This window comes from Delftia sp. K82, assembly GCF_002193035.1.
Lineage (GTDB): Bacteria > Pseudomonadota > Gammaproteobacteria > Burkholderiales > Burkholderiaceae_C > Comamonas > Comamonas acidovorans.
Genome location: NZ_MYFL01000001.1, coordinates 3,138,427 through 3,162,336, shown reverse-complemented (window position 1 = coordinate 3,162,336; position 23,910 = coordinate 3,138,427). Strand labels below are relative to the sequence as shown.

Below are 23,910 nucleotides of genomic sequence, written 5' to 3'. Positions count from 1 at the left end.
TGGTCTGGACCCGATTGGGCGCCAGCTTGGTGCCTTCCAGGGGCGGGAAGGGGTTGGGGATTACCCTGATTCTGCGTGCATTCTCCCTGGGGGAGCACCTGCGCCTAATACCAATAGGTTATCGGCGCCGGAGCACGCCAGCGGTACAAACTGGACCTCGCCGCACCTTGGTGGTGCGTCCACCCCCACACAGTCCCGCCGGAGCCGCACCATGCATGCCGTCCCCACCCACGCCGCCAGCCCCGAGCGGCTGCCTTTCTACCGCCAGCTGTATTTCCAGGTGGTGGTCGCCATCGTGGCAGGCGTGCTGCTCGGCCACTTCGAGCCCCAGTACGCCGAACAGTTCAAGCCGCTGGGCGATGCCTTCATCAAGCTGGTGAAGATGATCATCGCGCCGGTGATCTTCCTGACCATCGTCACCGGCATTGCGGGCATGACGCACCTGCGCACCGTGGGCCGCGTGTTCCTCAAGGCCATGGCCTACTTCCTGTTCTTCTCCACGCTGGCCCTGGTGGTCGGCATGGTGGTGGCGCACGTGGTGCAGCCCGGCGCGGGCATGAACATCAACCCGGCCGACCTGGACCAGGCCGCCGTCAAGGGCTATGTGGCCAAGTCCCACGAGCTGACGCTCACCGGCTTTGCCATGGACATCATCCCCAAGACGCTGGTCAGCCCCTTCGTGGGCGACAACATCCTGCAGGTGCTGTTCGTGGCCGTGCTGTTCGGCATCTCGCTGGCCATGGTCGGTGATGCGGGCAAGCCCGTGCTCAACTTCCTGGAGGCGCTGACGGCCCCCGTGTTCAAGCTGGTCGGCATCCTGATGAAGGCTGCGCCGCTGGGAGCCTTTGGCGCCATCGCCTTCACCATCGGCAAGTTCGGCCTGGGTTCGCTGGTGAACCTGGCCTGGCTGGTGGGCTCGTTCTACATCACCTCGCTGCTCTTCGTGGTCGTGGTGCTGGGCTTCGTGGCGCGGCTGTGCGGCTTCTCTGTGCTCAAGCTGGCGCGCTACCTGAAGGCGGAACTGCTGCTGGTGCTGGGCACCTCGTCCTCGGAATCGGCCCTGCCTTCGCTGATGCAGAAGATGGAGCGCGCCGGCTGCGGCAAGTCCGTCGTGGGCCTGGTCGTGCCCACGGGCTACTCCTTCAACCTGGACGGCACCAACATCTACATGACGCTGGCCGCGCTGTTCATCGCCCAGGCCACCAATACCCACCTGACGCTGGGCCATGAGATCGCGCTGCTGCTGGTGGCCATGCTCAGCTCCAAGGGCGCTGCCGGCGTGACCGGCGCTGGCTTCATCACCCTGGCCGCCACGCTGGCCGTGGTGCCCGAAGTGCCCGTGGCCGGCATGGCCCTGATCCTGGGCGTGGACCGCTTCATGAGCGAGTGCCGCTCGCTGACCAACTTCATGGGCAATGCCGTGGCCACCGTGGTGGTCTCGCGCTGGGAAAACGAGCTGGACTACAGCAAGCTCAATGCGGCCCTGGACGGAGAGCCTGAGAAGGCCCTGCCTCCCGAGGCCGCCGTGGCCAAGGCCTGAGAACGCCCTGGCCAGGGCAAGGGCCGGCAAAGGCCCACCCGCCGATGCCTCGCGCCGCCCAAGGGTGGCGCGAGGCATTTCTACTCGATCTAATGGCGGCAAGTCCTTGCCTGGTTCGGGCCGGCAGGACATCTGCACGGGCGTTGTCCCCTTGGCTCCAATTCATCGTCGGTTCTGATTCAACCCTCAGCCCGGCCGGGTCAAGTCCGGGTGGGCCGGCTCTTGCGGGGCGGCTGCCGCGCCGCTTGGCTGTATTCTTGGTGCTTCGCTTCACACAGCCTTGCGGCCGTTCCCACCATGCATTTGTCCAGACGCGAATTCCTCGGCGCCGGCGCGGCCGCCGCCTGTGCCTCGCTGGTCGGTTGCGCGGCCTCGGCGCCCGTGTCGGGCAGTTTCCTGCAGCCGTGGCGCAGCCATCTGGAGATGCCGCGCGATCAATGGCGCCAGCGCCTGGCCGCCACCCAGGCGCTGGGCTGCCGGGAGCTGTTCGTGCAATGGAGCGGCCTGCTGGGCGATACCGAGGCGGACAGTTGGATGCTGGCCGACGCGCAGATCGCCGACCTGCTAGACATCTGCACCGAACTGGGCATGGGCGTGCACCTGGGCCTGCCCTATGACGAGCGTTGGTGGAAGCAGATCAGCCTTTCCAACGCCGCAGGCCCCGCGCCCTATCTGGCGCATATCGCCGAGCAGGGCGCCAGCCACATGTACACCAGCACCTGGCCGCGCCATGCGGCCTTTCGCGGCTGGTACATCCCCTACGAGCTGGAGCAATACCACTGGGCCGCGCCCGAGCGCATCGAGCTGCTGGTGAGCGCACTGCAGCCACTGGCGCAGGCGGCAGCGGCCACATCCGGCCAGGTGCCCGGCATCTCCACCTATTTCAGCCAGCTGCAGACGCTGGGCAGCCTGCCCACGCTGTGGAGCATCCTGCTGGACCGCGTATCCCTGCGCCCCATGGTGCAGGACGGCGTGGGCGTGGCGGGCCTGCGCAACTACGAGGCGCTGGCACCGCTGCAGCAGATGCTGCTGGAGCGCAGGGCGCCGTTCGACCTCATCGTGGAACTGTTCGAGCAACTGCCGCCCACGCGGCCCGATGGCTCGGACTTCCAGGCGCGCACGGCCAGCTTCGAGCGCGTGCGCCGCCAGTGGGACGTGGCCCGCGACTACGGTGCCCAGCGCGTTGTCGCCTTCGCCATCGACCCCTGGGTGCTGAACGACACGCCAGAGGCCCGGCAACTGCTGCGCGAATGGAAGGCTGCCGCCCGCTGAGCGCGGTGGCTGCCGGGTCAGAAGCGCTTGCCGATGATCTCTCGCAGGATCTCGCTGCTTCCGCCGAAGATCCGCAGCGCCCGTGCATCGGCCCAGGCGCGGCCAATGCCGTATTCGGCCATGTAGCCGTAGCCGCCGTGCAATTGCAGCAGCTCGTCCAGCACCTGGCCCTGCAGCTCGGTGGCGTTGAGCTTGGCCATGGCGGCGGTGACGGAGTCCAGTGAGCCTTCCATGTGCTGGGTCAGGCAGTCGTCCAGGAAGACGCGCAGCATGGTGGTCTTGGCCAGGGCGTCGGCGAACTTGAAGCGGGTGTTCTGGTAGTCGAGCACGCGGCGCCCGAAGACCTTGCGGTTGCGCACGAACTCGGCGGCCTCGTCCAGCATGCCTTCGGTGGAGGCCGCCGCGCGCAGCGCGATCGCCAGCCGCTCCTGCGCCAGTTCCTGGGTCACATGCTCGAAGGCTGCGTTTTCGCGGCCCAGCAGGTGGTCGGCCGGCAGGTGCAGCTCGTCGAAGAACAGCTCGCAGGTGTCCTGGCTGTGCTGGCCTATCTTGCGCAGGGCGGGACCCTTGCCCAGACCCTTCATGCCTTCCTCCACCACGAACAGCGACAGGCCGCGCGCGCCCAGGTCGGGCTCGGTGCTGGCCAGAACCACCATCAGGCCGGCGTTGACGCCGTTGGTGATGAAGGTCTTCTGGCCGTTGAGCACGTAGCCGCCGCCTTCACTCTCGCTCTTGCGGCGGGCGCGCGTGCGCACGGCCTTGAGGTCGCTGCCCGCGCCGGGCTCGGTCAGGGCGATGGCACCGATCAGCTCGCCCGTGGCCATGCGCGGCAGCCAGCGGTCCTTCTGCACCTGCGTGCCGAAGTTCCAGAGATAGGGCGCCACCATGTCGGAATGGATGGAAAAGCCGATGCCCAGGCAGTTGGCGCGCGCCAGCGCCTCGATGACCACGGCCGCGTGGCCGAAGTCGCCGCCCTGGCCGTAGGGCGGAGGCAGGTCGCAGTTCAGCAGGCCGCTGTCGCCGGCCTTGCGCCACAGGGCGCGCGGCGTGATGCCCTCGGCCTCCCAGTCATTGATGTGGGGCAGGATCTCGGTGGCCACGAATCGGTCCACCTGTTCCTTGAACAGCAGGTGGTCTTCACGCAATACGGAGCGGGTGCGCATGTCTGTGTCGGTCTCCTTGGGCTGGGTCAGGGACGATAGGTGTCGGTGGCGCTGGCCTGGCCGCGCAGCACGGGTGCGGCGGCCGTACCCGTCATGAACAGGCTGTAGTGGTCGCCCGGCTGCAACTGTGGCAGCGCCAGCGGCGCGCTGGCCGCAGTGGCGCAGGTGGCGGCGAGCTGGGCACTGACCGGGTTGATGGAGCGGCTGGCCGACCTGGCGGGCGCCACGCCCGTGAACAGCGGCGTGCCCGTCCCGGCGATCTTGAGCCCGCCTTCGGTGCAATCGTCGATCAGGTTGTAGAAGCGCAGCTCGGCCTTGAGCGCGTCCTGGCTTCCGCCGGAGTCGTCGATGGACGTGAAGCGCGCGGCCGCGTTCTTGCCCTGGCGCTGCGGCACCAAGGTGGTGAAGCTGCCCGGCGCCACCTTCATGCTGCCGGCGCTCTTGCCGTCCAGCTGGATGGCGAAGGGCGTGTCGCCCTTGACGATGGCGTAGCTGCTGGCCGGCTTGCTGCCGGACAGCGTCTGCTCGGGGCCGTCGCCGATCTTCACGCGCAGGCTGCCCGCATCGGGGTGGACCACGCGCACGAAGGACGAGCCTGCGGGCGGGCGCGCTGCATACAGCTGGGCCAGCGTGCCTTCCGCATGCGCGGCGGGCAGGCAGGAGAGCCCGGCCAGGCCGGCCAGGGCGAGCGCGACGGTACGCATCACGGGGGAAAAAGCGGAGGTCATGCCTGCGGGTCCTTGGTTTCCTTGGCGGGGCGCATGCGTGCATCAAGGTACATGCGCTCCAGTTGCTTGCGGTCGGCCTTGTCAGTCTGCGTCAGCGGGAAGCCGTGGCAGGCCAGCAGTTCCGACGGAATCATGTAGGGCGGCACGCGCTGGGCCAGCAGTTCGCGCCACCCGGCCAGGTCTTCGGGCAGGGGCTGCATGCCGGGCGGGCCGCTGCGGTCCAGGTCCACGAAGCCGATCATGCGCACGATGAAGCCATCGGGCCGCTTGAGTGCCACCGCCGCGCCTGCGCGCACGCCGGGCAGGGTGGCCAGCACGGCATCGACCTCGGCCAGCTCGATGCGGTAGCCGTGCATCTTGATCTGGTCGTCGCGCCGGCCGTGGAAGGTGACCAGGCCCTCGCCGTCGATCTCGCCCAGGTCGCCCGTGCGGTAGCCGCGCTTGCCGTTGCGCATGAACATGCGTGTGGCGTGCAGGTCGGGGCGGTTCAGGTAGCCGCGCATCACGTGGTCGCCGGCCACGCAGATCTCGCCTTCGTCCAGGAACACATCGGCATAGGGCTTGGCCCGGCCGATGGGAAAGGGCAGCGGCGCGCGCTGGCGCAGCGCGGTGTCGATCTCCACCCAGGTGGTGGAGCAGGTGGCCTCGGTGGGGCCGTAGGAATTGATGATGCGCGCCTGGGGAAAGCGGCTCCACAGCGCCTCGGCCACGGTGGGCGTGAGCGATTCGGCGCCGAAGACGAAGACGCGCAGGTCGGGAAGGTGCTGCTGGTCGAAGTCGGCATCCAGCAGCTGCTGGCGCACGAAGGAGGGCGTGGATGCCCAGACGTTCACATGGGTGCCCGCCAGGTAGGCGGCAAAGGCCTGGCGGTCGGCAATGGTCTCGCGCGCGCACAGCACGCAGGCGCCGCCCGTGACCAGGGCTCCCATCCAGTTGAACAGCGAAAAGTCGAAGCTGAACAGCATCTGGTCCATGAAGACCGGCGCCTCGCCCAGCGCCAGGCAGTCGCGTATCCAGCCGGCGAACAGGCCCAGGCTCTCCCGCCCGATCTGCACGCCCTTGGGATCGCCCGTGCTGCCCGAGGTGAACATGATGTAGGCCAGCGATTTTTCCTGCAGCGGCTGCGCGGCGATGCCGGTGTCCAGGAAGCTGCGGGCCTGCGCGTCGTAGTGCAGGCCGGCCTGCACCAGCGTGGCGATGCGCGCCATGCGCTCGGGCGGGTTGATCACGTCCACCGGCACGAAGGGCACGCCCAGGCGCAGGCAGCCGAGGATGGCCACGAGGAACGCGGTCTCCTTGTGCCCCGTGATTAGCAGCGGCTCGTCGCGCCGCGCGCCGCGCGCCAGCGCCTGCTGCTCCCATTGCGCCACGGCCTGGGCCAGTTGCTGCCAGTCCAGCGTGCCGGCGGCATCGATCACGGCGGGCCGCGCGGTGTCGGCGCCGGGCTCGGTGAAGTCGAAGCGGTCAAAACTGAATCGCATGCGGGCTCCTTGTTGCGCAGGGACAAAGGGACAGGGCGGCGGCGTGCAGGCGCTGCATCAGGCCTTGCGCTGCTCGGCCACGTACTGCGCCAGCGTGTGCACGGATTCCAGGTGCAGGTCGATCTCCGACGGCGGTATCTTGACGCCGAATTCCTTTTCGATGGCCAGTGCCACGTCCACGGCGGACAGCGAGTCCACCAGGCCCGATTCGAGCAGCAGCGTATCGGGCTCGACCGAGGTCAGGATGATGGCGCCGATGATCTGGGCAATCTTGGTTTCGATGTCATTCAGGGACATGGTTTTTCTCCAACAGGTGTTTCAGAACTGGAAATACAGGAAGCGGGTTTCCTTGTGCAGGTTGACCAGGCACAGGAAGAGCAGGAACAGGGTCACGGCCGTCCAGCCTGCGCTGGGGCGCCAGCGCATCCAGGCGCGGGGCGCTTCCTGCACCTTGAACATGGCGGGCGAGAAGCGGTCCAGGATCTGGTGGGCATTGGGCGTGAACCAGGCAATGGCCAGCAGCAGCAGCACCAGGGCCAACTGCATATGGTGGCCTATGGCCAGGCGGATGGCATCGCCCAGTGCCAGGCCCTGGACGTGGGACAGCGACTCCAGCGCCTCCACGCCGCGCAGGCCGGCCATTCCCTTGAGCAGCAGCATGGCGTCGCCCACGCCGTGGGCCCGGAAGAAGGTCTGGGCGATGAGCACGGCAATGAAGGTGATGACAACGCACAGCGCCTGCACGCCCCGGCCCGACTTGCGTGCGGCGGCCGGCTTGCGGCTGACCACGAAGATGCGCCAGGCGTGGTTGGCCGACAGGTAGAAGGCATGCAGCAGGCCGAAGATCACGTACTGCAGGCCGGCGCCGTGCCAGATGCCCGCCAGCCCCATGGTGAACAGCGTGGGCACGACGATGGTGGCCGCAAAGCCGCCCGGCGTGCGCGCGGCGCTCGATCCCACGGACAGCCCGCGCTTTTCGCGTGCGCGCGAGATGGCCATGGCCACGGGATAGTAGAGGTAGGCCGTGAGGTAGCGCGTCAGCGTCATGTGCCAGCGTGCCCAGAAGTCGATGATGCTGCCGGCCTTGTAGGGCGAGTTGAAGTTCAGCGGGAAACGGATGCCGAACATGCGCGCCAGGCCCAGCGCCATGTCCGAGTAGCCCGAGAAGTCGAAGTACAGCTGCAGCGCGTAGCTGAGGCTGGCGCCCCAGGCGGCCCAGAACTGCAGCTCGCCGGGCGCGGCGAATCCCGCGTCTGCATAGGGCGCGATCTCGTCGGCCAGCAGCACCTTCTTGGCCAGGCCGATCACGAACAGCGTGCCGCCGATGGACAGGTTGTCCGCGCGGAACCGGTAGTTATCCGGCTGCGCGAACTGCGGCATCATTTCCTTGTGGTGCAGGATGGGCCCCGCGATCAGGTGCGGGAAGAAGGTCACGAACAGCACGTAGCTGAGCAGGCTGCGTTCCTTGACGATGCCCGAGCGGCAGTCCAGCAGGTAGCCGATCTGGGTGAAGGTGAAGAACGAGATGCCCAGCGGCAGGATCAGCTCGTGCATGCCGCCCTGCGTCAGCCCCCATTCGCCCAGGAAGTTGAACAGCGTGGCGAAGTACTTGTAGTGGAACAGCGCCGCCAGGTCGGCGCCCACGCCCAGGGCGGTGACCAGCCCCTGCAGCCGCGCGCGGCCCGCAAAGCGCAGGATCAGCAGGCTCACCACGTAGTTGAAGGCGATGGACAGCGCCAGCAGGGCGACGAACTGCGGGTTCCACCAGCCGTAGAAGACAAAGGACGTCAGGCACAGCCAGAACGCGGCCAGCCGCAGGCTGATGGCCCCGGCCAGGTAGTGGCCCGCCAGCGCGATGGGCAGGAACAGCAGCAGGAAAAGATAGGAATTGAACAGCATGTAGCGGGCGGGGTCACGCAGGCGGGGAGGCGGCGTCCATCTCCTTGAGCGCCGCTTTTTCATCGTCCGTCAGGGGCAGGGACAAGGTGTTTTCCGAGAACTCCCAGATCACCAGCCGCAGGCTGGCCGGCCAGGAGGCGCGGCGCTTGAGCGCGGCCACCATGGCGCCGCTGAACTGGCCGCCGTCCATGCTGAGGTTCCAGACTTCCTGGCCCAGCGCGCGGCCGAGCTGTGGCGCGAAATTGCTGCGCAGCCCGTTGGAGCTTCCGGCCAGCAGCACCTGCACGGGCGGCGTCTCGTCCAGCAGGCCGCCGCCGCGCACGGGGGTGATGGCCTGGGGGCGTATTTCGTCGCGCTGCGGGCGCCAGCCTGCCGGTGCGTCGGCCAGGCCGGCCAGGGCCAGCAGGTCGCCGGGCAGCGGCTGCAGCGGCCCGGGCGCGGATTCCTCGAAGGCCTGGGCGCCGCGCTGCCCGCCCAGCAGTGGCAGCGCGGCCTGGGCCACGGCCAGGGCGGCGGCGCGTGCGCCCTCGGCATTCATGTGCACGTCGGTGCGAAAGAAAACGGGTTGCGCCTGCTCCTGTGTCTGCAGGGCAGGGCGCAGATCGGTAAAGGCAATGCCGTCGGCCTGCAGGCGCTGCTGCCACAGGTCCAGGCGCTGGAGCATCACGGGTGCCACAGGCAGGCCGCACAGATGGGCGGCCTCGATGCGCGACTTGTCGGGCACGGCCACCACCAGGGTGGCAATGCCTTTGTCCTGCAACTGCCGGGTCCAGTGGCGCAGCAGGCGCTGTCGCGCCTCGAAGGGCGCGGCGCCCGTGCCGGGCTGGGGCCGCAGGCCGTCGCGGTAGAACATCCATTGCGGGCAGCCCAGGGCCACCTGCGCTCCCGTGTCGCCCAGCAGGCGGTAGCGCAGCGCGGCCTGGCCGGTTTCCAGCGAGGACTGCGCAGGCAGGCGCAGGCCCTTGTTCAGCGCCGCGCCCGCGCGGCCATCCAGCCAGGCGGCCAGTTGCAGCTCGCCGGCCTTCGGTCCCCCGCTGGCCAGCGTCCAGCCGCCCCAGGCCAGGCCCGACAGCAGCAGGGCGCCCCAGATCCAGGCGTTGCGCCGGTGTCCTTTGTCGGTTTGCAGTTCTTGCGCGGTGGGGTCCACGGTGTCAGCCCTTGAGCGCGGCCCGCAGCCGCTCCAGCCAGGTGGCGTTGGGCATGAGCGAGGCGTTGTCCCACTGACCGGCCGCGTTGGGGCCGTAGCTGTAGGTGGGCTCGAACATCTGCCACACCAGCACCTGGGGCTTTTGGGACTTGAAGGCCGGCGACTCCAGATATTCCAGCAGCATGGTCCACTGGCCCACGTTGCCGGGCTTCCAGTTCAGCGAGACCGGGCGGTCCAGCAGGTTGGAGAGCTTTTGCGGAAAGCCGAAGTAGGGCTGGACCATGCTGTGGCCCGTCACGTGGACGGGCGCGGGCTCATCGTCGAGCAGGCCCTTGGCCGGAGCCTGGCGGCGCACGGTGTAGACCTCGCGGCCGATCTGCTTGCGCTCCTCGGCGGTCAGAAACAGCTCGGCCAGGTCGCCATAGCGGCGCTCGGTGACGGTGTCGCCCAGGGCCAGGCCGCTGCCGGCGCTGCCGGCCAGCTGGGGCACCTCGCCCTGGACCATGCGGGCGGTGGCCTCGGCCGTGGCGTCGGCTGCCGCCTGGGTCCAGTGCTGGTCGGTGCGGTAGAACACGTCCTTGCCGCTGTCGCGCACGGTGCGCAGCACGGCCTCGTCGTCAAAGCTGGGAATGCCGGCGGCCTGCAGCGCCTGCAGCACCTGCTTGTAGCGGCCCTGGACATCGGCGCTCATGGCCTTGCCGTCGGGCATCTTGTCGGCATAGAAGCGCACCTTGTCGGGCAGCAGCAGCACCTGCAGCTTCACGCCGCGCGCGGCCAGCAGGTTGCGCGCCTCGGTGATCAGCCGGGTGGATTCGGTGATGCCGGCGCGGTCCACCTGGGTCAGGCTGCCCCAGCCCGGAAACAGCCAGCCATCCTTGCCCCTGAGGACGATGGAGGAGCTGTCCTGTGCCTGTGCCTGGGTCTGGGCCTGGGCCGTACCCTGCGCTGCCAGCGCGCCCAGCACCAGTGCGCAGCCGGCCAGCCCGCGTGCGGCGCGCGCCATGCCCGAGCGCAGTCCGTGCAGGGCGGGGCGGGGTGCTTGCTTGGTCGAATCCATGGGAGCTTTCTCCTTTTCTCTTTTCTGTGTGGTGGTGGCGGCGGCGGGGCAGGGCTTTCAATAGGACAGCGTCAGCGTCATGAAGAGGCCCTTGGCCCGGTCGGCCTGGCCGCCACCGATGTTGAAGCGGTACTGCATGGACCAGTCCACATAGGACTGGGCCGTGCTGTAGTGGCTTTCGCGGAACCATTGGCGCAGGCTGACGCCCACGCCGGCGCTGGCCGACCAACTGCTGCCATTGCCTTGCAGGGCCAGGGTCTGTCCCTGCTGGGCGGCCAATTGGGCTGCGGTGGGCGTGGCGCCCGGGGCGGCCTGCAGGGAACGCACTTGCACACGGTTCCTCTGTTTGATCCAGTCGGCCGCGACCACGCCGAACGGGAAGATCACCAGGCCCTGGTTGATGCCGTCGGCGCGGAAGCTGCGGCCGATGCGGGCCTCGGTGGAGAAGAACCATTGCTCGCGCTTGTAGCGGCCCGAGCCGTCGCCCACCAGGGCACCATTGGTCTGGTCTGTCAGCGTGAAGCGCGAGGCCATGCTCTGGTTGGCATAGCCGGCCTGGCTGTAGCCTTCCATGGTGAACCAGCTGGAGCGGTCCGTGCGACGGCCCGTGCCCTCGTAAAAGCCATGGGTGACATAGGCCAGCCAGCCGCCCTGGCCCGCGCCCGCGCTGTACTTGGCCGATATCGGGTTGCCCAGCGCCGGGCCCGTGGGGTTGAGCGGATCGCGCCCGCTCATCAGGCAGCGCAGCTGGGGCGATTCAGGCGTGATAAAGCCCGAGCGCGTGGCGGAGCCGATGTTGAACTGGCGCTCTATGCCAAAGGTCAGCGCGTACTTGGTGGACGGCGTGAAGCGCATGCCCAGCGAGCCCGTGGTAGTGGGCAGGCCAGAGATGCCGCGGTTGTCGCCCGCCTGCACATTGATGGGCAGGCCCGTGCAGGGGTCGATGGCGCTTTGGCCCAGCGTGGTGCCGCCGCCGTCATGCAAGGTGCTGCCCAGCCGCCCGTAGACATCGAAGATGCGCGTCGATGAGTTCAGGAAGTTGGACGGGCGCCAGTAGGCCTCGGCCGTGCCGAAGACCGCATCGCCGGCCTGCGTGAGGATGCCGTCCGAGAACGCACGCCCCGCAGGCCGCGCACCCCGGTAGCCCATGGAGACGATGGCGCCCCACTCGCGCGAGTAGCCGGAGACGGCGCTGCGTGCGTTTTCGCGCTGGCCGGGCGTGAGCTTGGCGGTGCCGGCGTCGTCCAGGTCGATGGCTTCCTTGAAGGTGCGCACGGCGCCCCGGTTGTCGCCGGTGCCGGCCAGCGCATAGCCTTCGTCCAGCATGGCGCCCGCTGGCGCCTCGCCCGTGGCGCGCGCCGCGCGAAAGTCCTGCAGCGCCTTGGCCGGCTCTTCCTGGCGCGAGTACAGGTAGCCGCGCTGCATCAGCAGCTGGGGGTCGTTGGGGGTGAGGGACAGGGACTTGTCCAGCCGCAGCAGGGCTTGGCCCTGCTGGTCGCGATTGCCTGCGGCCAGCGTGGTGGTCAGCAGCTTTTGCAACTGCTCGTTGTCGGGGTCCTGCTCCACGGCCGTTTGCGCATGTTCGATGGCGGCCTTGTAGTCCTGGCGCGCGTAGGCCGCATAGGCCTGGGCGCTGGGGCCGCCCGTGCCCTGGGCATCGGAAGGCTGCAGCTCGCAGACCGTTCCGTAGGGCGTGTCGCGGCAGTCCTGCAGCGGCGGCGGGTAGTCGGCCATGGCCAGGGTCTGCGAGGCGCCGCGCGTATCGGCCACCATGGGCGTGTCGCGGCCGGGGCGCAGGTCATCGGCTTGCTTGAGGCGGCGGGCCACGGATTCATCCTGCGCCGGCATCGGTGCCAGCAGCGCGCGGGCGCGTGCCGCGTCGCCAGCGGCCAGGGCCGCGTCGGCCGCGATCAGGCGCAGGTTGGCCGATTGCTTGTCGTCCAGCCAGTCCTGCTTGAGCACGGCATCGAAGTCTTCATTGGCCTGTGCGGTCTTGCCCTGGCGCTGGCGGATGTAGCCGCGCATGCCCAGCGCCGCTGTGTCTTCGTTGTCCTGCGCCAACGCCTCGTCTGCGGCTTTTTCCGCATCGGGCAATTGCTCGGCCAGCAGCAGCGAGGTGATCAGCAGCAGGCGGTGCGATGCCGTTCCCGGCGCCAGCGCCACGGCCTCGCGCGCAAAGGGCACGGCCTGCGCCGGGTTGTTGGCGATCAGCGCCTGGTAGGCCTTTTGCGCCGGCAGCACGGCCTGGCTGCGGCGCAAGGTCTGGCGCTTGGCCACCAGGTCGCTTTTGTTGGGTGGGTCCAGGGCCAGGGCGGCATCTGCGGCCTCGATGGAGGCACCCAGTTGCTCCTGCGCCTCCAGCGCGCCTATCCACAGCAGCGCCCACTGGCCCTGGCTGGGGTCCAGGCGAAAGGCCTGCTCGGCTTTGCGCGCGCTGTCTGCGTAGTTCCTGGCGTTGTAGTCGGCGTAGGCCTCGGTGGCGATGGGGAAGGCCTTGTTGTAGGCCTCGGAGGCCGTGGCCGCGCCGCCACCTGCGGCGGCCCCGCCTGCCGCAGCCGTGCGCACATTCGTCTCGGCCTGCTGCAGCGTGGCCTCGTCCAGCCCGGCGGCGCGGGCCGAGGCGATGGCCTTGAGCGCTTCCTCGTTCTTGCCCTGCTTTTGCAGCGAGTAGATCAGCAGCATGCGCAGGCGCAGCAGGTCGGGGCGCAGCTGTACGGCCGATGCGGCGGCGCTGGCGGCACGTGCAAAGCGGCCGGCCTGATAGTGGGCATAGGCCTGGTTGGCCAGCTGCCATGCGCGGCCCCTGAGCGGCGCCTCGGCCTTGACGGCTGCTGCGGCCTGCGGCCAGGCCGGCGGCGCGTTCCAGCCGGCGCCCAGCAGCGCGGCCAGCGTGAGAGGGCGAACGAGGGGAGCGAGATGCTTCATATGCCGGCCCTTGGAGTGCTTTGAATGCCTTGTGCGGGAATGTCGGGATGCACCGTGGGGTCGGTGGGCTCCCCCTGCTGGAAGCTGATGGCCTCGCGCAGCGTGGCCTCGTCCAGCCAGCCCTGCTCCATGAGGATGGCGCCCAGCGGACGGCGTTCGCGCTGCTGTATCTCCAGCGCGGTGGCCAGCCGGGTTTCGTCGATGGCCTGCCATGACAGCAGCAGCTCGCCCAGGCGCTGGCGCTGGTGGCTCAACTGGTCGGGGGATGGGAAGTCATGCATGGTCTTGTCCCAGGCCAGCCGCTTGCCCGTGACGAGGTGGACGATGAACAGCTTCCAGGCGCGCGCCGCCGCCATGGCATTGATGAAGTTGCCGATCACCATGCGCGGGATGGACAGCATGGCGTGCTCCCAGCCGTACAGGCGCGAGACGAACCAGGCGCGCTGCACCACGCGCAGCAGCAGGGCGATGACGTTGACGCTCATCAGCGTCACCAGCCAGCCATTGGGAGCGAACAGGGACGGGTAGTACACCGTCCACCAGCCCATGTGATCGGCCAGCAGGAACAGCAGGAAGTTCAGCAGCAGCAGATAGGCCAGGATGGCCACGAAGGAGGTCACCAGCCCCTTGCGGTCGCGGAACAGCAGGTACTTGGTGGACAGCGGCCCGGCCCAGCCGACCTGGCTCCAGCCCTGCAGGCCGATGCCCAGCGTCCAGCGCGCCTTTTGCCGGTAGGCGGTCTTGAAGGTGTTGGGAAAGAACTCGCGTATGCCCAGCGGCATGGTCAGCGTGGACACCTTTTCCTTGCCCAGGCCGAACAGCGGCTTGCGCCGTATCACGTAGTCCACGGGGAACTTGCCGAAGATCTGCTTCATGCCCCGGCGTGCCAGCCGCGCGCCGATGTCGTAGTCCTCGGTCAGCGTGTCGGTGTTGAAAGGCTGGTTGTGGGTCTCGGCCGCCAGCTCCTCCATCGCCTTGCGCGAGAAGCAGGTGCCCACGCCGGCCGAGGGCACCATGTGCGACATGCTCTCGCGCACCACCAGGTCCTTGGTGTGCCATTCGGCGAATTCGTCCATGTAGGTGCCGGCCACCAGCTCGTACCACTCGCGCTCCAGGGAGGTCACGGGCAGCTGGATGAAGTCCATGCGCGGCAGCAGGTAGTTGTAGTACTTGAGCTCCAGCGGGTGCAGCACGTCCTCGCTGTCGTGCAGGATCAGGCCGGCAAAGGGCTCGGGCTGCAGCGTGTTCTGCTGGAAGATGGCCTGCACGATCCAGTTGAGGCAGTCGGCCTTGCAGGTGGGGCCGTCGTGGGGCACCTCCACGCGGACCAGCTGGCGGTAGCGCCGGCGCATGCGCTCGACCTCGTTCTTGGTGCGCTCGTCGTTGCGGTAGGTGCCCACGAAGATCATGTAGTTCTTGTAGTCCAGCGTACCCACCATGCTCTCGAGCATGGGCGCGATCACGTCGTACTCCAGCCAGGCCGGCACCATGATGGCCAGCGGCTTTTCCTCCACCTCCTGCAACTGCTGTGCCTTGAGCGGCTGGTAGCGGCGCTTGACGGTCAGCGCGCGCCAGGCCTCGCGCACCCAGTACCAGGCGTCGATGAACAGGTCGTCGATGCTGGACAGCAGGATGACGACGGCCACCACGGCGCTGACGATCTCCAGCGCATGGTAGTAGTCGGCCACCAGGTAGGGCCAGTAGAGGGAAGAGATCATGGCGATCGCCTCATGCCGTCGTCATCGTTGCCCGGGCCGGGCTCAGTGCTTGGACTGCTTGCTGCGCGCCACCGCCCAGGCCAGCACCACCAGCAGCAGCACCACGAACAGCGCGATGGCGATGCCTGGCACGCTCCAGGACAGGAAGTTGCGCCATTCGTGGAAGGCGCTTTCGTGCGGACCCGACGGAATGCCGGTTTCGGGATTGCTGCTGTCCACCCAGGCCAGCGGGCCGTCGCCACCGATCACGGCGATGTTGCCGCGATTGAGCAGGAAGGGCTCGCCCAGGCCGCCCGTCCACTCGCCGATGGCATGCCACAGCACGCCCTGCTGGCCGCCTGCAGTGACCACTTCGGCCGAGGACAGTTGCTTGAGTCCCTTGATGTCCAGCCAGTCCGCCGACTTGCCGCGGATGCGCAGCTGCTGCCGGTCCGTCACCGTCACCAGGGGCTTGGCGCCGTCCACCGGCACTTCCATGGCGACAAAGGGCATGGAGGGCTTGGCCGTTGCATCGGCCTGGGCCACGACCAGCTCGGCCTGCGAAGCCGACAGGCCACTGGCGGCCGCCAGGTTGGCCATGCGCTCCAGCGCGGCCGGCGCCGCCGACAGATAGCTGGCGGGCACCAGGAACTGCGACTTGGCGCCCAGCAGCGGCAGCAGGCCGATGAAGCTGCCGTTGGCCTCGGCCTTGCCGGGCGTCACGTAGCTGATGGCCGGCAGCACGCTGGCGGGGTAGGGCTGGGGAATCTCGTTGCAGTCGGCCGAGTAGGGCTGGCGCTGCACGGACACCCGCAAGGTGTTGTTGATGCCCAGCGCATAGCCGGGCACACGGGCGCGCAGGCGTTCGGGCTGGCCGTTGGCCTCCAGCTGGCGGGCCGACAGCAGCATGCCGTTCCAGAACAGCGTGGCCACGGGGCGCGTGGCCGAGGCGCCGGGGGCGGCGGCCACGTACAGCGTGATCTCGCCCGGCATCTGGCCCTGCGAGGCCACGGCGCTCAGCGGGAAGTTCATCGTCCAGTCGCCGCGCGACAGCACGTCGAAGCTGTCGGGACTGCCGCCCAGGCTGGACAGGCGTATGCCCTTGGCCTCGTCCCATTGCGGGGGCTGGACCGCGGCCACGGTCACGTTGTCGCTGACCAGCAGGCGCTGCAGGGCGGCCTCTTGCAGGCCGGCCACGCGCGCACCCGCGTCGGCGGCCACGGCCAGCACCATCTGGCGGCCCATGGGCAGGGCGCGCAACTGCTGCGAGGCCAGCGCCTCGTTGGCCAGCGGTGCGCGCCGGGCGCGCCATTGCTGCAGGGCCTGTCCCGCATCGGGGTCGGCCGCCAGCTGGGCCTGCAGGGCCGCGAAGGCGACGGTCAGGCGCTGCTGCAGTGCCTTGTCGGCCACCACGATGTCTCCGCTGACCTGGGCGGCCCCCAGCATGAGCAGCGCGCCCAGTTCGGCGTCACTGGCCAGCTTGTGCTGGGGCTCGGCGCCGCGCAGTGCGGCAAAGGCGGGCACGCCGGCCAGGGCGGCGGGAACCTCCAGGCCGCGCAGGTCCAGCGTCTCCCCCACGGCGGGCAATGCGTTCACCGTCATGCGCCTGTTGTTACGCTGCAGGCTGGCGCCAATGCGCCAGGCACTGTCGAACGAGGCCTGCTCCAACTGCCGGCCGGCCACCAGCACGGTGGTGCGCACGGGCAGGGTGTTCCAGACATCTTCGATGCTGCGCACATCGCGCGGGTCCACGCGGTAGCTCAGCCGTGTCTGCGGCGAGATGGTCAGGGAGTTGGCCAGGGAATGGTTGTCATCGCATCGCACCTGGCCGTTGCGGCTGCGCCAGTTCACGCCCAGCCGCACGAAATCGCTGGCGCGGGCCTGCTGGGCGACGGGCAGCGTGCGCTGCAGCATGCCGTCACCGTCGGGCACGGTCTGCGACACGGCGGGCGTGCCGTTGAGCGAGATCACCACGGTCGAAACGCCGGGCTCGCCCTTGAGGTAGCGGCTGTCGAAGGCAATGCTGGCATCGCCCAGCGGCAGGCCGCGCGGCACGGGCAGGTAGAAGTCCTGGGTGGCCGTGCCGGCCAGCACCACGGGATCGACGATGCCCAATTCCTTGAGCGTGACGCTGCGCTGCAGCCCGTCGCTGGCGCCCAGCTGGCGTATGGCGTCACCCAGCGCCGAGGCCGAGGCCGTCTGCGCGAACAGGGCGCCCAGGCCCAGCAGCGAACCCAGCGCCCAGCGGGCACCGGTGCGGGAAAGCGATTGGCGGATGGTCGGTTGCATGGGGGCCTCTTTTCTCACTTCGGTGCTCGATTCGTAATGCGCTTCGTGGACGTGGTGCGCGGGGTGGTGCGTGCGTGGTTCAGGCCGGCGCCATGCCCTTGGTCACGGCGGCCGTGATGCCCGGGACGGCCGCGCCGCCCGTGTGTCCGGCGGCAAACTCGTCGAAGGGCTGTCCCAGCAGGGCACGCACGATGCGCTGCGAGGCCTGGCCATCGCCATAGGGATTGATGCGGCGCGCAAACGAGGCGTGGTGCCCCTCATCGGCCAGCAGCCGGTTGACCTCGGCCACGATGCGCGCGCGCTGCGTGCCCACCAGCAGCACGGTGCCGGCCGATACAGCCTCGGGCCGCTCGGTCACCTCGCGCATCACCAGCACGGGCTTGCCCAGGTAGGGCGCCTCTTCCTGCACGCCGCCGGAGTCGGTCAGGATGATGTGGGCGCGCTGCATGAACCAGACGAAGTCCACATAGTCCAGCGGATCGATAAGGCGGATGTTGTCCATGCCGCCCAGCGTGCGCATGACCACTTCACGCACGGCGGGGTTGAAGTGCACGGGGTAGACGATGAGCAGGTCCGGATGGCGCTGCGCCAGCTCGGCCAGCGCAGCGCAGATGTTCTGGAAGCCTTCGCCGAAATTCTCGCGCCGGTGTCCCGTGACCAGCAGCAGCGGGCGCTGCGCATCCACCCAGGGATGGCGCTGGGCAATGGCACAGGCCAGCTCGGGCTGGGCATCGAGCCGGTCGCACAGCGTGGCCAGCGCATCGATGACGGTGTTGCCCGTCACGGCGATGCGGCCCTGCAGGTTCTCGCCCAGCAGGTTGGCGCGCGACGTGGGCGTGGGCGCAAACATCCACTGGCTGACCACATCGACCACGCGGCGGTTCATCTCTTCGGGAAAGGGCTGGGCCAGATCGCCGGTGCGCAGGCCGGCTTCCACGTGGCCCACCGGAATGCGGCGGTGAAACGCCGCCAGCGCGCAGGCGGTGGCCGTGCTGGTGTCGCCGTGCACCAGCACGTAGTCGGGCTTTTCCTGCTCCAGCACGCCATCGGCACCTGCCACCACGCGGGAGAACAGGCCGTTGAGCGTCTGGTTGGGTTGCATGACGGCGAGATCGTGCTGCGCCTGCAGGCCAAAAAGATCCATCACCTGATCCAGCATCTGCCGGTGCTGGCCGGTGACGCACAACACGCTCTCGATGCCCCGCGTCTGCGACAGGGCCGTGACCAGTGGCGCCATCTTGATGGCCTCGGGACGGGTCCCGAAAAACGAAAGAATCTTCATGCCAACCCCTTTTGCGTTTTCCTGTGCTCTTCGCTTGTGCGTTCTTGTGCTGCGCTGTACCCGGCAGGGGCAGGACCCGTCTCAGCCCGAAGACGGGCCGGGCAGGCCGCAAAGCGGTGTGGAATATACGGCGGGTTTTTGGAATTTTCGATCGATTGCTCCGATTCGATTGAAAACTATCGTCAATTGAGAGAAATTGACGGAAGTTAAGAGGACTTGAGGGAGCTTGATGACCTTGCCTTCCATTGGGGAACCTCCGTCGAATCTCAAGCGCCGCAAGCCATGCGCGCCATGGGGCTGGATGCACGTTCGCGCCAGGGGTGCTGTTGCACAAAGCTGCGCGCCTGGGGGCTTTGTTGCAGCTAGTACATCACCGAAACAAGGATGTGCTTGTCAGACGCTTGCCTATTGCTGCCAGCTGCTGCCTATTGCAAGCCCTGGGGCGCGTCTGCGCAAGGCTTGGAGGGGGTGTCCGTGCTGTCGCTTTCCCTGATGTGCGGCCGGTGCGCGGGGCCGAGGCAGGGGCGGGCGCAAACCTGGGCATGAACCTTTCCACAAGCCGGCCCGGAAACGAAAACGGGCCCCGTGTAGGGGCCCGTTTTGCTGGGTGTATGGCGGAGAGGGCGGGATTCGAACCCGCGGTGGGGATTAGCCCACACACGCTTTCCAGGCGTGCGACTTAAACCGCTCATCCACCTCTCCGAAGCCAGCGATTGTAGCAGTGATTTCGGGCGGTCACGGTAAGAAGCTGGAACCGGCGGCGATGCGGGTGTGCCCCGCTGCACCTTGCAGGTACAACCGGCAAGGCAGCCCCGGTCGTTCAGCCGCAAGCCATTTGGGAAGGTGAATGGTTGCAGTATCGTGAAATCCGGCGAACTTATGATGCGGGTCCATCTAGGGAATCCTCGGTGCGCACTATTTGCAGTTGGCAACCCATGGCGTATCCACATTGATTCAGGTTTTCCTCAGCCTGTGCATTCGATGGAGGCAGATGTTGGGAGCCGTCATGTATACAAGAAGGTATTTTCCTTGCTTTGTGAAATTGGGGTTAATTTCATGTAAGTCATTGATGTTGTTGATTTTTGTTCAAATGAAATTTATCTGGTTTGAAAGGTTCCAGAATGCATCCTGGATGAATTGCAAATGTTGAATGCAATTCTCAAGCGCCGGATGCATTTTGCAACAGACGCCGCAGGCCAGCTTGTAGACAATGCCTGCGGCGCCGGGCCTTGAAATGCCTGTTTCAAGCCCATTGCGGCAGATTTCCCCTGTATTTCGGCGTATCGACAGCCCAGGCCAATCATAGAAACCCGCTATCACCATGGCTCACCATTCAATGCGCTCCGATTTTTACTGTGGCGGGGCGCTGCCATGGCGGGCACTGGCCTTGAGCCTTGTGGCGGTGCTGGGTGCCGGGGCGGCGTTCGCTGCCGGGACGCAGCGGCAGGTGCTGGAAAGCCTGCCGTCCGGCACGGCCAAAGGGGCGCCTGCCTATGAGTTGTCGCTGCCTGCCTGCACGGCGGCGCCTTGTCCCTTTGAGTTGCGGTTGGTGCGTGCCGGTGTGCAACAGGGCCAGCCAGCGGCGCTGTCCTGGCCTGCGTCCAGGGGGCCGGCGCAATTGGCGCAGCCCGATCCGCTGTACGGCGTGGGTGATCCGCTGTCTGCGGCAGCAGGGCGCCAGCACCTCGAGCGCGTGTGGACGACTGGAGAGGAAGAAGACACCGTCACCGCTGCCGTGCGCAGCTTGCGCCTGCCCGGCGTGCAGGGCGGCTCGCGTGCGCTGCTGGTCACGCAGATGGGGGGCTTTGAGCATCCCAAGCGCCGCCATGCACTGTATGTCGCCACCGCCCAGGGCCCGCACCTGGCCTGGCAGTACGACGAGCCTCAGGGCAACTACCAAAGCTGGGTGCTGGCGCCCACGGGCCGGATTCCGGTGCTGCTGGTGCGCTATGCATCACCGCAGGACGATGCGCCCGACCAGATCGAGACCCGCAGCCTGCGCTGGAACAAGGGCCGGCAGGCGTTTGCCGAGCAGGCCTCGGCACCACCGGCCGCCGTGCAGGCCGTGGTGGCGGCGCGCTATGCCAGCGTGGCGGCAGCACGTGCCGCGCGCGCGCAGCAGGCCGAATGCCTGGGCGCCTATTCCGTCGTGCGCACACGCCCCGCAGGCGCCGCGCCCCATCACGCCCTGGTGCAGGTGGCGGCGGACATGGCGCAGGCGCATGCCGAATCGCTGCGGCTGCGTGCCTGCTCGGCCAGCCTGCAGCCGCGCACCGTGCCATTGGTGCACCTGCTGCCGGATGCCGGCCTGGATCCCGGCAAAAAACCCGGCAACAAACCCGACCGCAAACCCGAGCCCAAACCCGAGCCCGCCCGCTGAGCCGGTGCTGCGGGCCATATCGACAACCACAAAGAGGGGAAAAACATGCCTGACATCAAGGACAGCGTAGGCGAGGGCGGCAGCAACCAGGTGCATGACGTGGCCCTGCTGCAGGCCATGCTGCGCGTGGTCAAGGACGCCAAGAACGCGCCGTATCTGGGCGTGGACTACGACGGCAGCTACGGAGCGCAGACGCGCGCCGCGCTGGAGCGTTTCCAGAACGACCACAAGCTGGCCGCCGCCAAGGCCGCGCCGGGCCAGCCGCAGGCCGGGGGTGCCAAGGAGGCGCTGGGCCTGGCGGCAGCCGGAGGGGCCACGGTGGCCAAGCTCAGCGGCATGCTGCCGGCCTCGCACCAGGGCATGCGCGCCGCGCAGAACTCCAAGACGGTGTACCTGGAGGCCAAGGCCCAGGACGTGGCCACCAGCAAGGCCGCCATTGCCAACGATGCGGAGTACGAGCCCACCTTCCGCGCCAAGCTGGCCAGCCTGGTGCAGCAGATGTATGACACGCACAAGATCGCGCTGTGGATCACGCCCACGGGGCGCCGGCGCACCTTTGCCCAGCAGGCCGCCGAGACCCAGACCAAGGCCGGCCCGGGCGAGAGCAACCACAACTTCGGCCGCGCGGCCGACATCGGCTTCAAGCGCTTCCAGTGGGTCAAGGGCGACGGCAGCATCGTCACCGACGCCGACTGGCTCAACCAGCTGGAGGCCGTCAAGTCCGCCGATGCATCGCGCTGGTGGAATGAGCGCGACAGCCTGGCGGCCAAGCAGGGCCTGCTGCCGTTGAAGTTCGAGCGCGTTCACCTGCAGGCATTCGCCCAGCAGGGGGTGAGCAACCAGCGCTCGCTGGCCAAGCTGCTCAACGCCGTGTCGCAGAACAACATGGGCTGGAAATCCGCCTACCAGGCAGACCTGCAGTCCCAGGGCAAGCACTGGGTGAACGTGGGGTCCGCCAAGTCCATCTGGGCTGGAACAGCCTCCGTGACCAAGGCCGATCTTGCCAAGGCCCGCACGGCGGCCACCGGCAAGCAGGTCAAGGAAGCGCAGATCACCCAGGACGAGGTGGACGCCATGCGCCGCATGCTCAAGGCCGATTTCGAGCAGGCCGACCTGAACTGGTCCAAGTGGGCGCCCGTGCCCTGAGCCTGGCCGGACGCCTGCCGTGCAGGCAGGCGTCACTCCCATCGCATCTTCCGGAGAGAGCATCTTGAGAATCGACCCTTCGACGGGCGAGGCCGCCCTGCGCGCGCCACTGTCCCTTTCGCTGCCCCTGCCTGTGTCCCTGTCCGCGTCGCTTTCAGCGTCCCTTCCGGCGTCCCTTCCCGCCATGGACGCTGACGCAGCGCCGGGCGGGCCGCCTGCCATCCGCGCCCCGCAGGACGTTCTTTCGGGCGTGCGCGTTGCCTCGCAGCTGCTGCAGGACTTTCGCCCCATCACCGAAAGCATCGAGTGGGAGCTGGGCCACCTGCACTGGGCGCGGGCCGGCCTGCTGACCTTTGCCGAGAACGAAGTGCCCTACGTGGTCAACAACAGCGGCCGCCTCTCGGAAGATGCGGCGGCCCTGCTGTTCCACCACTGCGCGGACACCGCGCCGCAAGGCGCCATTGCCGTGCTGGAATTGGGCGCCGGCTGCGGCCTGTTTGCGCGCATGTTCCTGCAGGCCTTCCGGCACCTGTGCCAGCAGGAAGGGCGTGATTTTGACCAGCGGCTGGTCTACTACGTCACCGATGGATCTCCCCGCACGGTCGCGCAATGGCAGGAGCGCGCGCTGTTTGCCGAGTTCGGCGGCCAGGTCGTTGCCGGCTGCTGCGACGCCATGCGGCCCGAGGCCGTGCAGCTGCCGGACGGCAGCACGGTGCCCCTGCCGCCGCTGCACGCCGTGTTCTGCAACTACGTGCTGGACGTGCTGCCTGCCACCGTCGTGCGGCGGCAGGGCGACGGGCCGGTGCAGGAATTGCGCATACGCACCCGCCTTACCGATGACGCCCAGCTCGTGCGCCAGTACACCGCGCTGTCGCCGGGCGAGATCCGTACGCTGGTGGACCATGCGGATGCAGAGCAGCGTGCGCGCCTGTTGCCCCTGGTGGGCCTGTTCGAGCAGGAGGTGGGCTTCTTCGACTGCGACCAGGCAGCGCTGTCGCCCTGGGTGGATGCCGCCTTGTCCGTCAGCGAGGCGGCACCGCGCCTGCTGGTCAACCACGGCGCCTTTGGCGCGCTGCAGACGCTGCACAAGCGGCTGGCGCCCAAGGGTCTGGTGCTCATCAACGACTACGGCGCCTGCACGCCCGAGGCGGCGGCCCAAGCGGGCGCCTCCCAGCGCTTTGGCCGTACCAGCGCCATCGGCCTGAACTTTCCGCTGCTGGCGCAATTGTTCGGGCGCGAGGGCTGGCAGGTGCTGGCGCCTTCGGGCGATGCGCAAAGGGCCATCCATGCGCGGCTGCTGATCGGCGAGGGATGCGAGCGCACGGCGGCCGCCTTTCTCAACCGCTTCAGCGCCGACGCGCAGCAGTTCTTCGAGGCCCCGGCCCATGAGGCCCGCACGCACCTGGAGTCGGGCCGCCAGGACGCCGCCCTGGAAAGCTACCGCCAGGCCATCACCCGCAGCCCGCGCGACTGGCGGCTGCTGGGCGAGGTGGCCGAATTCGTGGGCCTGCAGCTGCGGGACTTTGCCGCCGGCATCGAGCTGGCGCGCAGCGCGCTGGACCTCAATCCCTGGCTCAGTACCTGGCTGTGGAATGTGCTGGGCGACTGCCTGTTCTGCCAGGAGCAGTTCGCGGCCGCGCATGAGGCCTACCTGCAGGCCGAAGGCATAGACCCGCGCGATGCGCGCACCCAGCTCAACCTGGCCTACACCTGGCAACAGCGCGGCGACCCGGCGCGCGCGCTGGCCTGCATCGCCCAGGGCCTGGCGGGGGATGCGCATGGCGTGCACACGCAGCGCCTGATGGAAAAGCAGCAGCAGATCCTGGCGCAGATCGCTGCCCTGCGCGCCTCGGAGCAGCAGCGGCTGGCCCAGCGCGCGGCACGGCTGCAGGGCGGGGCATAAG

General features: G+C 68.2%; 16 protein-coding genes and 1 tRNA gene. 5 read left to right on the top strand and 12 right to left on the bottom strand.

The window, feature by feature from the left end; translation table 11 throughout:
- Positions 1-211 precede the first annotated feature (211 nt).
- Together KDK82_RS13855 and KDK82_RS13850 are read left to right on the top strand one after the other, a co-directional pair.
- The gene (locus tag KDK82_RS13855; protein WP_088165221.1) at positions 212-1,540 is read left to right on the top strand and encodes a dicarboxylate/amino acid:cation symporter; all 1,329 of its coding nucleotides are present in this window, start codon (positions 212-214) and stop codon (positions 1,538-1,540) included.
- A gap of 297 nt (positions 1,541-1,837) precedes the next feature.
- Positions 1,838-2,812, top strand: a complete 975-nt coding sequence (locus KDK82_RS13850; RefSeq protein ID WP_088165220.1) for a DUF4434 domain-containing protein — start codon at positions 1,838-1,840, stop codon at positions 2,810-2,812.
- Between the two features lie 17 nt (positions 2,813-2,829).
- Here the strand turns inward: KDK82_RS13850 and KDK82_RS13845 are convergent, their stop codons facing one another.
- The 12 genes from KDK82_RS13845 to KDK82_RS13790 form a co-directional block, all read right to left on the bottom strand.
- On the bottom strand, positions 2,830-3,975 hold the full coding sequence (locus KDK82_RS13845; protein ID WP_034392081.1) for an acyl-CoA dehydrogenase family protein: 1,146 nt from the start codon (positions 3,973-3,975) through the stop codon (positions 2,830-2,832).
- Positions 3,976-4,001: 26 nt separating this feature from the next.
- Complete coding sequence (locus KDK82_RS13840; protein ID WP_063326553.1) at positions 4,002-4,703, bottom strand: alginate O-acetyltransferase AlgF; 702 nt, start codon at positions 4,701-4,703, stop codon at positions 4,002-4,004.
- Positions 4,700-6,184 (bottom strand): AMP-binding protein, encoded by a 1,485-nt coding sequence (locus tag KDK82_RS13835; protein ID WP_088165219.1) that lies wholly within the window; start codon positions 6,182-6,184, stop codon positions 4,700-4,702. Before KDK82_RS13835 ends, KDK82_RS13840 begins: the two co-directional genes overlap by 4 nt.
- Positions 6,185-6,241: 57 nt before the next feature.
- Positions 6,242-6,481 carry an acyl carrier protein gene (locus KDK82_RS13830; RefSeq protein WP_012204786.1) on the bottom strand — a complete coding sequence of 80 codons (240 nt, stop codon included), beginning with the start codon at positions 6,479-6,481 and terminating at the stop codon, positions 6,242-6,244.
- A 21-nt stretch (positions 6,482-6,502) separates the two neighbouring features.
- Entirely contained in the window at positions 6,503-8,083 is a 1,581-nt protein-coding gene (locus KDK82_RS13825; protein WP_088165218.1) for an MBOAT family protein, read from the bottom strand.
- A gap of 13 nt (positions 8,084-8,096) precedes the next feature.
- Complete coding sequence (locus KDK82_RS13820) at positions 8,097-9,230, bottom strand: cell division protein FtsQ (RefSeq protein WP_088165217.1); 1,134 nt, start codon at positions 9,228-9,230, stop codon at positions 8,097-8,099.
- A gap of 4 nt (positions 9,231-9,234) precedes the next feature.
- Entirely contained in the window at positions 9,235-10,287 is a 1,053-nt protein-coding gene (locus KDK82_RS13815; RefSeq protein ID WP_088165216.1) for a twin-arginine translocation pathway signal, read from the bottom strand.
- 57 nt (positions 10,288-10,344) lie between these two features.
- Entirely contained in the window at positions 10,345-13,212 is a 2,868-nt protein-coding gene (locus tag KDK82_RS13810; protein ID WP_088165215.1) for a tetratricopeptide repeat protein, read from the bottom strand.
- Positions 13,209-14,930: a glycosyl transferase family protein gene (locus KDK82_RS13805; RefSeq protein ID WP_088165214.1), complete on the bottom strand. Its 1,722-nt coding sequence runs from the start codon at positions 14,928-14,930 to the stop codon at positions 13,209-13,211. Before KDK82_RS13805 ends, KDK82_RS13810 begins: the two co-directional genes overlap by 4 nt.
- Positions 14,931-14,972: 42 nt before the next feature.
- The gene (locus tag KDK82_RS13800) at positions 14,973-17,198 is read right to left on the bottom strand and encodes a hypothetical protein (RefSeq protein ID WP_088165213.1); all 2,226 of its coding nucleotides are present in this window, start codon (positions 17,196-17,198) and stop codon (positions 14,973-14,975) included.
- 79 nt (positions 17,199-17,277) lie between these two features.
- Positions 17,278-18,480, bottom strand: coding sequence for a non-hydrolyzing UDP-N-acetylglucosamine 2-epimerase (gene wecB, locus KDK82_RS13795; protein ID WP_088165212.1), 1,203 nt, complete (start codon positions 18,478-18,480; stop codon positions 17,278-17,280).
- Between the two features lie 612 nt (positions 18,481-19,092).
- Positions 19,093-19,182 (bottom strand) — tRNA-Ser (locus KDK82_RS13790).
- A gap of 694 nt (positions 19,183-19,876) precedes the next feature.
- On the opposite strand from KDK82_RS13790, the gene KDK82_RS13785 reads away from it, so the two are divergent.
- The 3 genes from KDK82_RS13785 to KDK82_RS13775 all read left to right on the top strand — a co-directional run bounded on the left by KDK82_RS13785 (position 19,877) and on the right by KDK82_RS13775 (position 23,909).
- Positions 19,877-20,860: a hypothetical protein gene (locus KDK82_RS13785; protein WP_256974499.1), complete on the top strand. Its 984-nt coding sequence runs from the start codon at positions 19,877-19,879 to the stop codon at positions 20,858-20,860.
- Positions 20,861-20,905: 45 nt separating this feature from the next.
- A complete protein-coding gene (locus KDK82_RS13780; RefSeq protein WP_063326544.1) occupies positions 20,906-22,006 on the top strand; it encodes a peptidoglycan-binding protein in 1,101 nt (366 codons plus the stop codon).
- 184 nt (positions 22,007-22,190) lie between these two features.
- A complete protein-coding gene (locus KDK82_RS13775; RefSeq protein WP_256974481.1) occupies positions 22,191-23,909 on the top strand; it encodes a tetratricopeptide repeat protein in 1,719 nt (572 codons plus the stop codon).
- Position 23,910: the final 1 nt, after the last annotated feature.

Excerpts from the sequence above, each read along its gene's own strand:
- KDK82_RS13855 (WP_088165221.1), top strand. The coding sequence starts at position 212 with ATGCATGCCGTCCCCACCCACGCCGCCAGCCCCGAGCGGCTGCCTTTC.
- KDK82_RS13850 (WP_088165220.1), top strand. The coding sequence starts at position 1,838 with ATGCATTTGTCCAGACGCGAATTCCTCGGCGCCGGCGCGGCCGCCGCC.
- KDK82_RS13845 (WP_034392081.1), bottom strand. The coding sequence starts at position 3,975 with ATGCGCACCCGCTCCGTATTGCGTGAAGACCACCTGCTGTTCAAGGAA.
- KDK82_RS13840 (WP_063326553.1), bottom strand. The coding sequence starts at position 4,703 with ATGACCTCCGCTTTTTCCCCCGTGATGCGTACCGTCGCGCTCGCCCTG.
- KDK82_RS13835 (WP_088165219.1), bottom strand. The coding sequence starts at position 6,184 with ATGCGATTCAGTTTTGACCGCTTCGACTTCACCGAGCCCGGCGCCGAC.
- KDK82_RS13830 (WP_012204786.1), bottom strand. The coding sequence starts at position 6,481 with ATGTCCCTGAATGACATCGAAACCAAGATTGCCCAGATCATCGGCGCC.
- KDK82_RS13825 (WP_088165218.1), bottom strand. The coding sequence starts at position 8,083 with ATGCTGTTCAATTCCTATCTTTTCCTGCTGCTGTTCCTGCCCATCGCG.
- KDK82_RS13815 (WP_088165216.1), bottom strand. The coding sequence starts at position 10,287 with ATGGATTCGACCAAGCAAGCACCCCGCCCCGCCCTGCACGGACTGCGC.
- KDK82_RS13810 (WP_088165215.1), bottom strand. The coding sequence starts at position 13,212 with ATGAAGCATCTCGCTCCCCTCGTTCGCCCTCTCACGCTGGCCGCGCTG.
- KDK82_RS13805 (WP_088165214.1), bottom strand. The coding sequence starts at position 14,930 with ATGATCTCTTCCCTCTACTGGCCCTACCTGGTGGCCGACTACTACCAT.
- KDK82_RS13800 (WP_088165213.1), bottom strand. The coding sequence starts at position 17,198 with ATGCAACCGACCATCCGCCAATCGCTTTCCCGCACCGGTGCCCGCTGG.
- wecB (WP_088165212.1), bottom strand. The coding sequence starts at position 18,480 with ATGAAGATTCTTTCGTTTTTCGGGACCCGTCCCGAGGCCATCAAGATG.
- KDK82_RS13780 (WP_063326544.1), top strand. The coding sequence starts at position 20,906 with ATGCCTGACATCAAGGACAGCGTAGGCGAGGGCGGCAGCAACCAGGTG.
- KDK82_RS13775 (WP_256974481.1), top strand. The coding sequence starts at position 22,191 with ATGGACGCTGACGCAGCGCCGGGCGGGCCGCCTGCCATCCGCGCCCCG.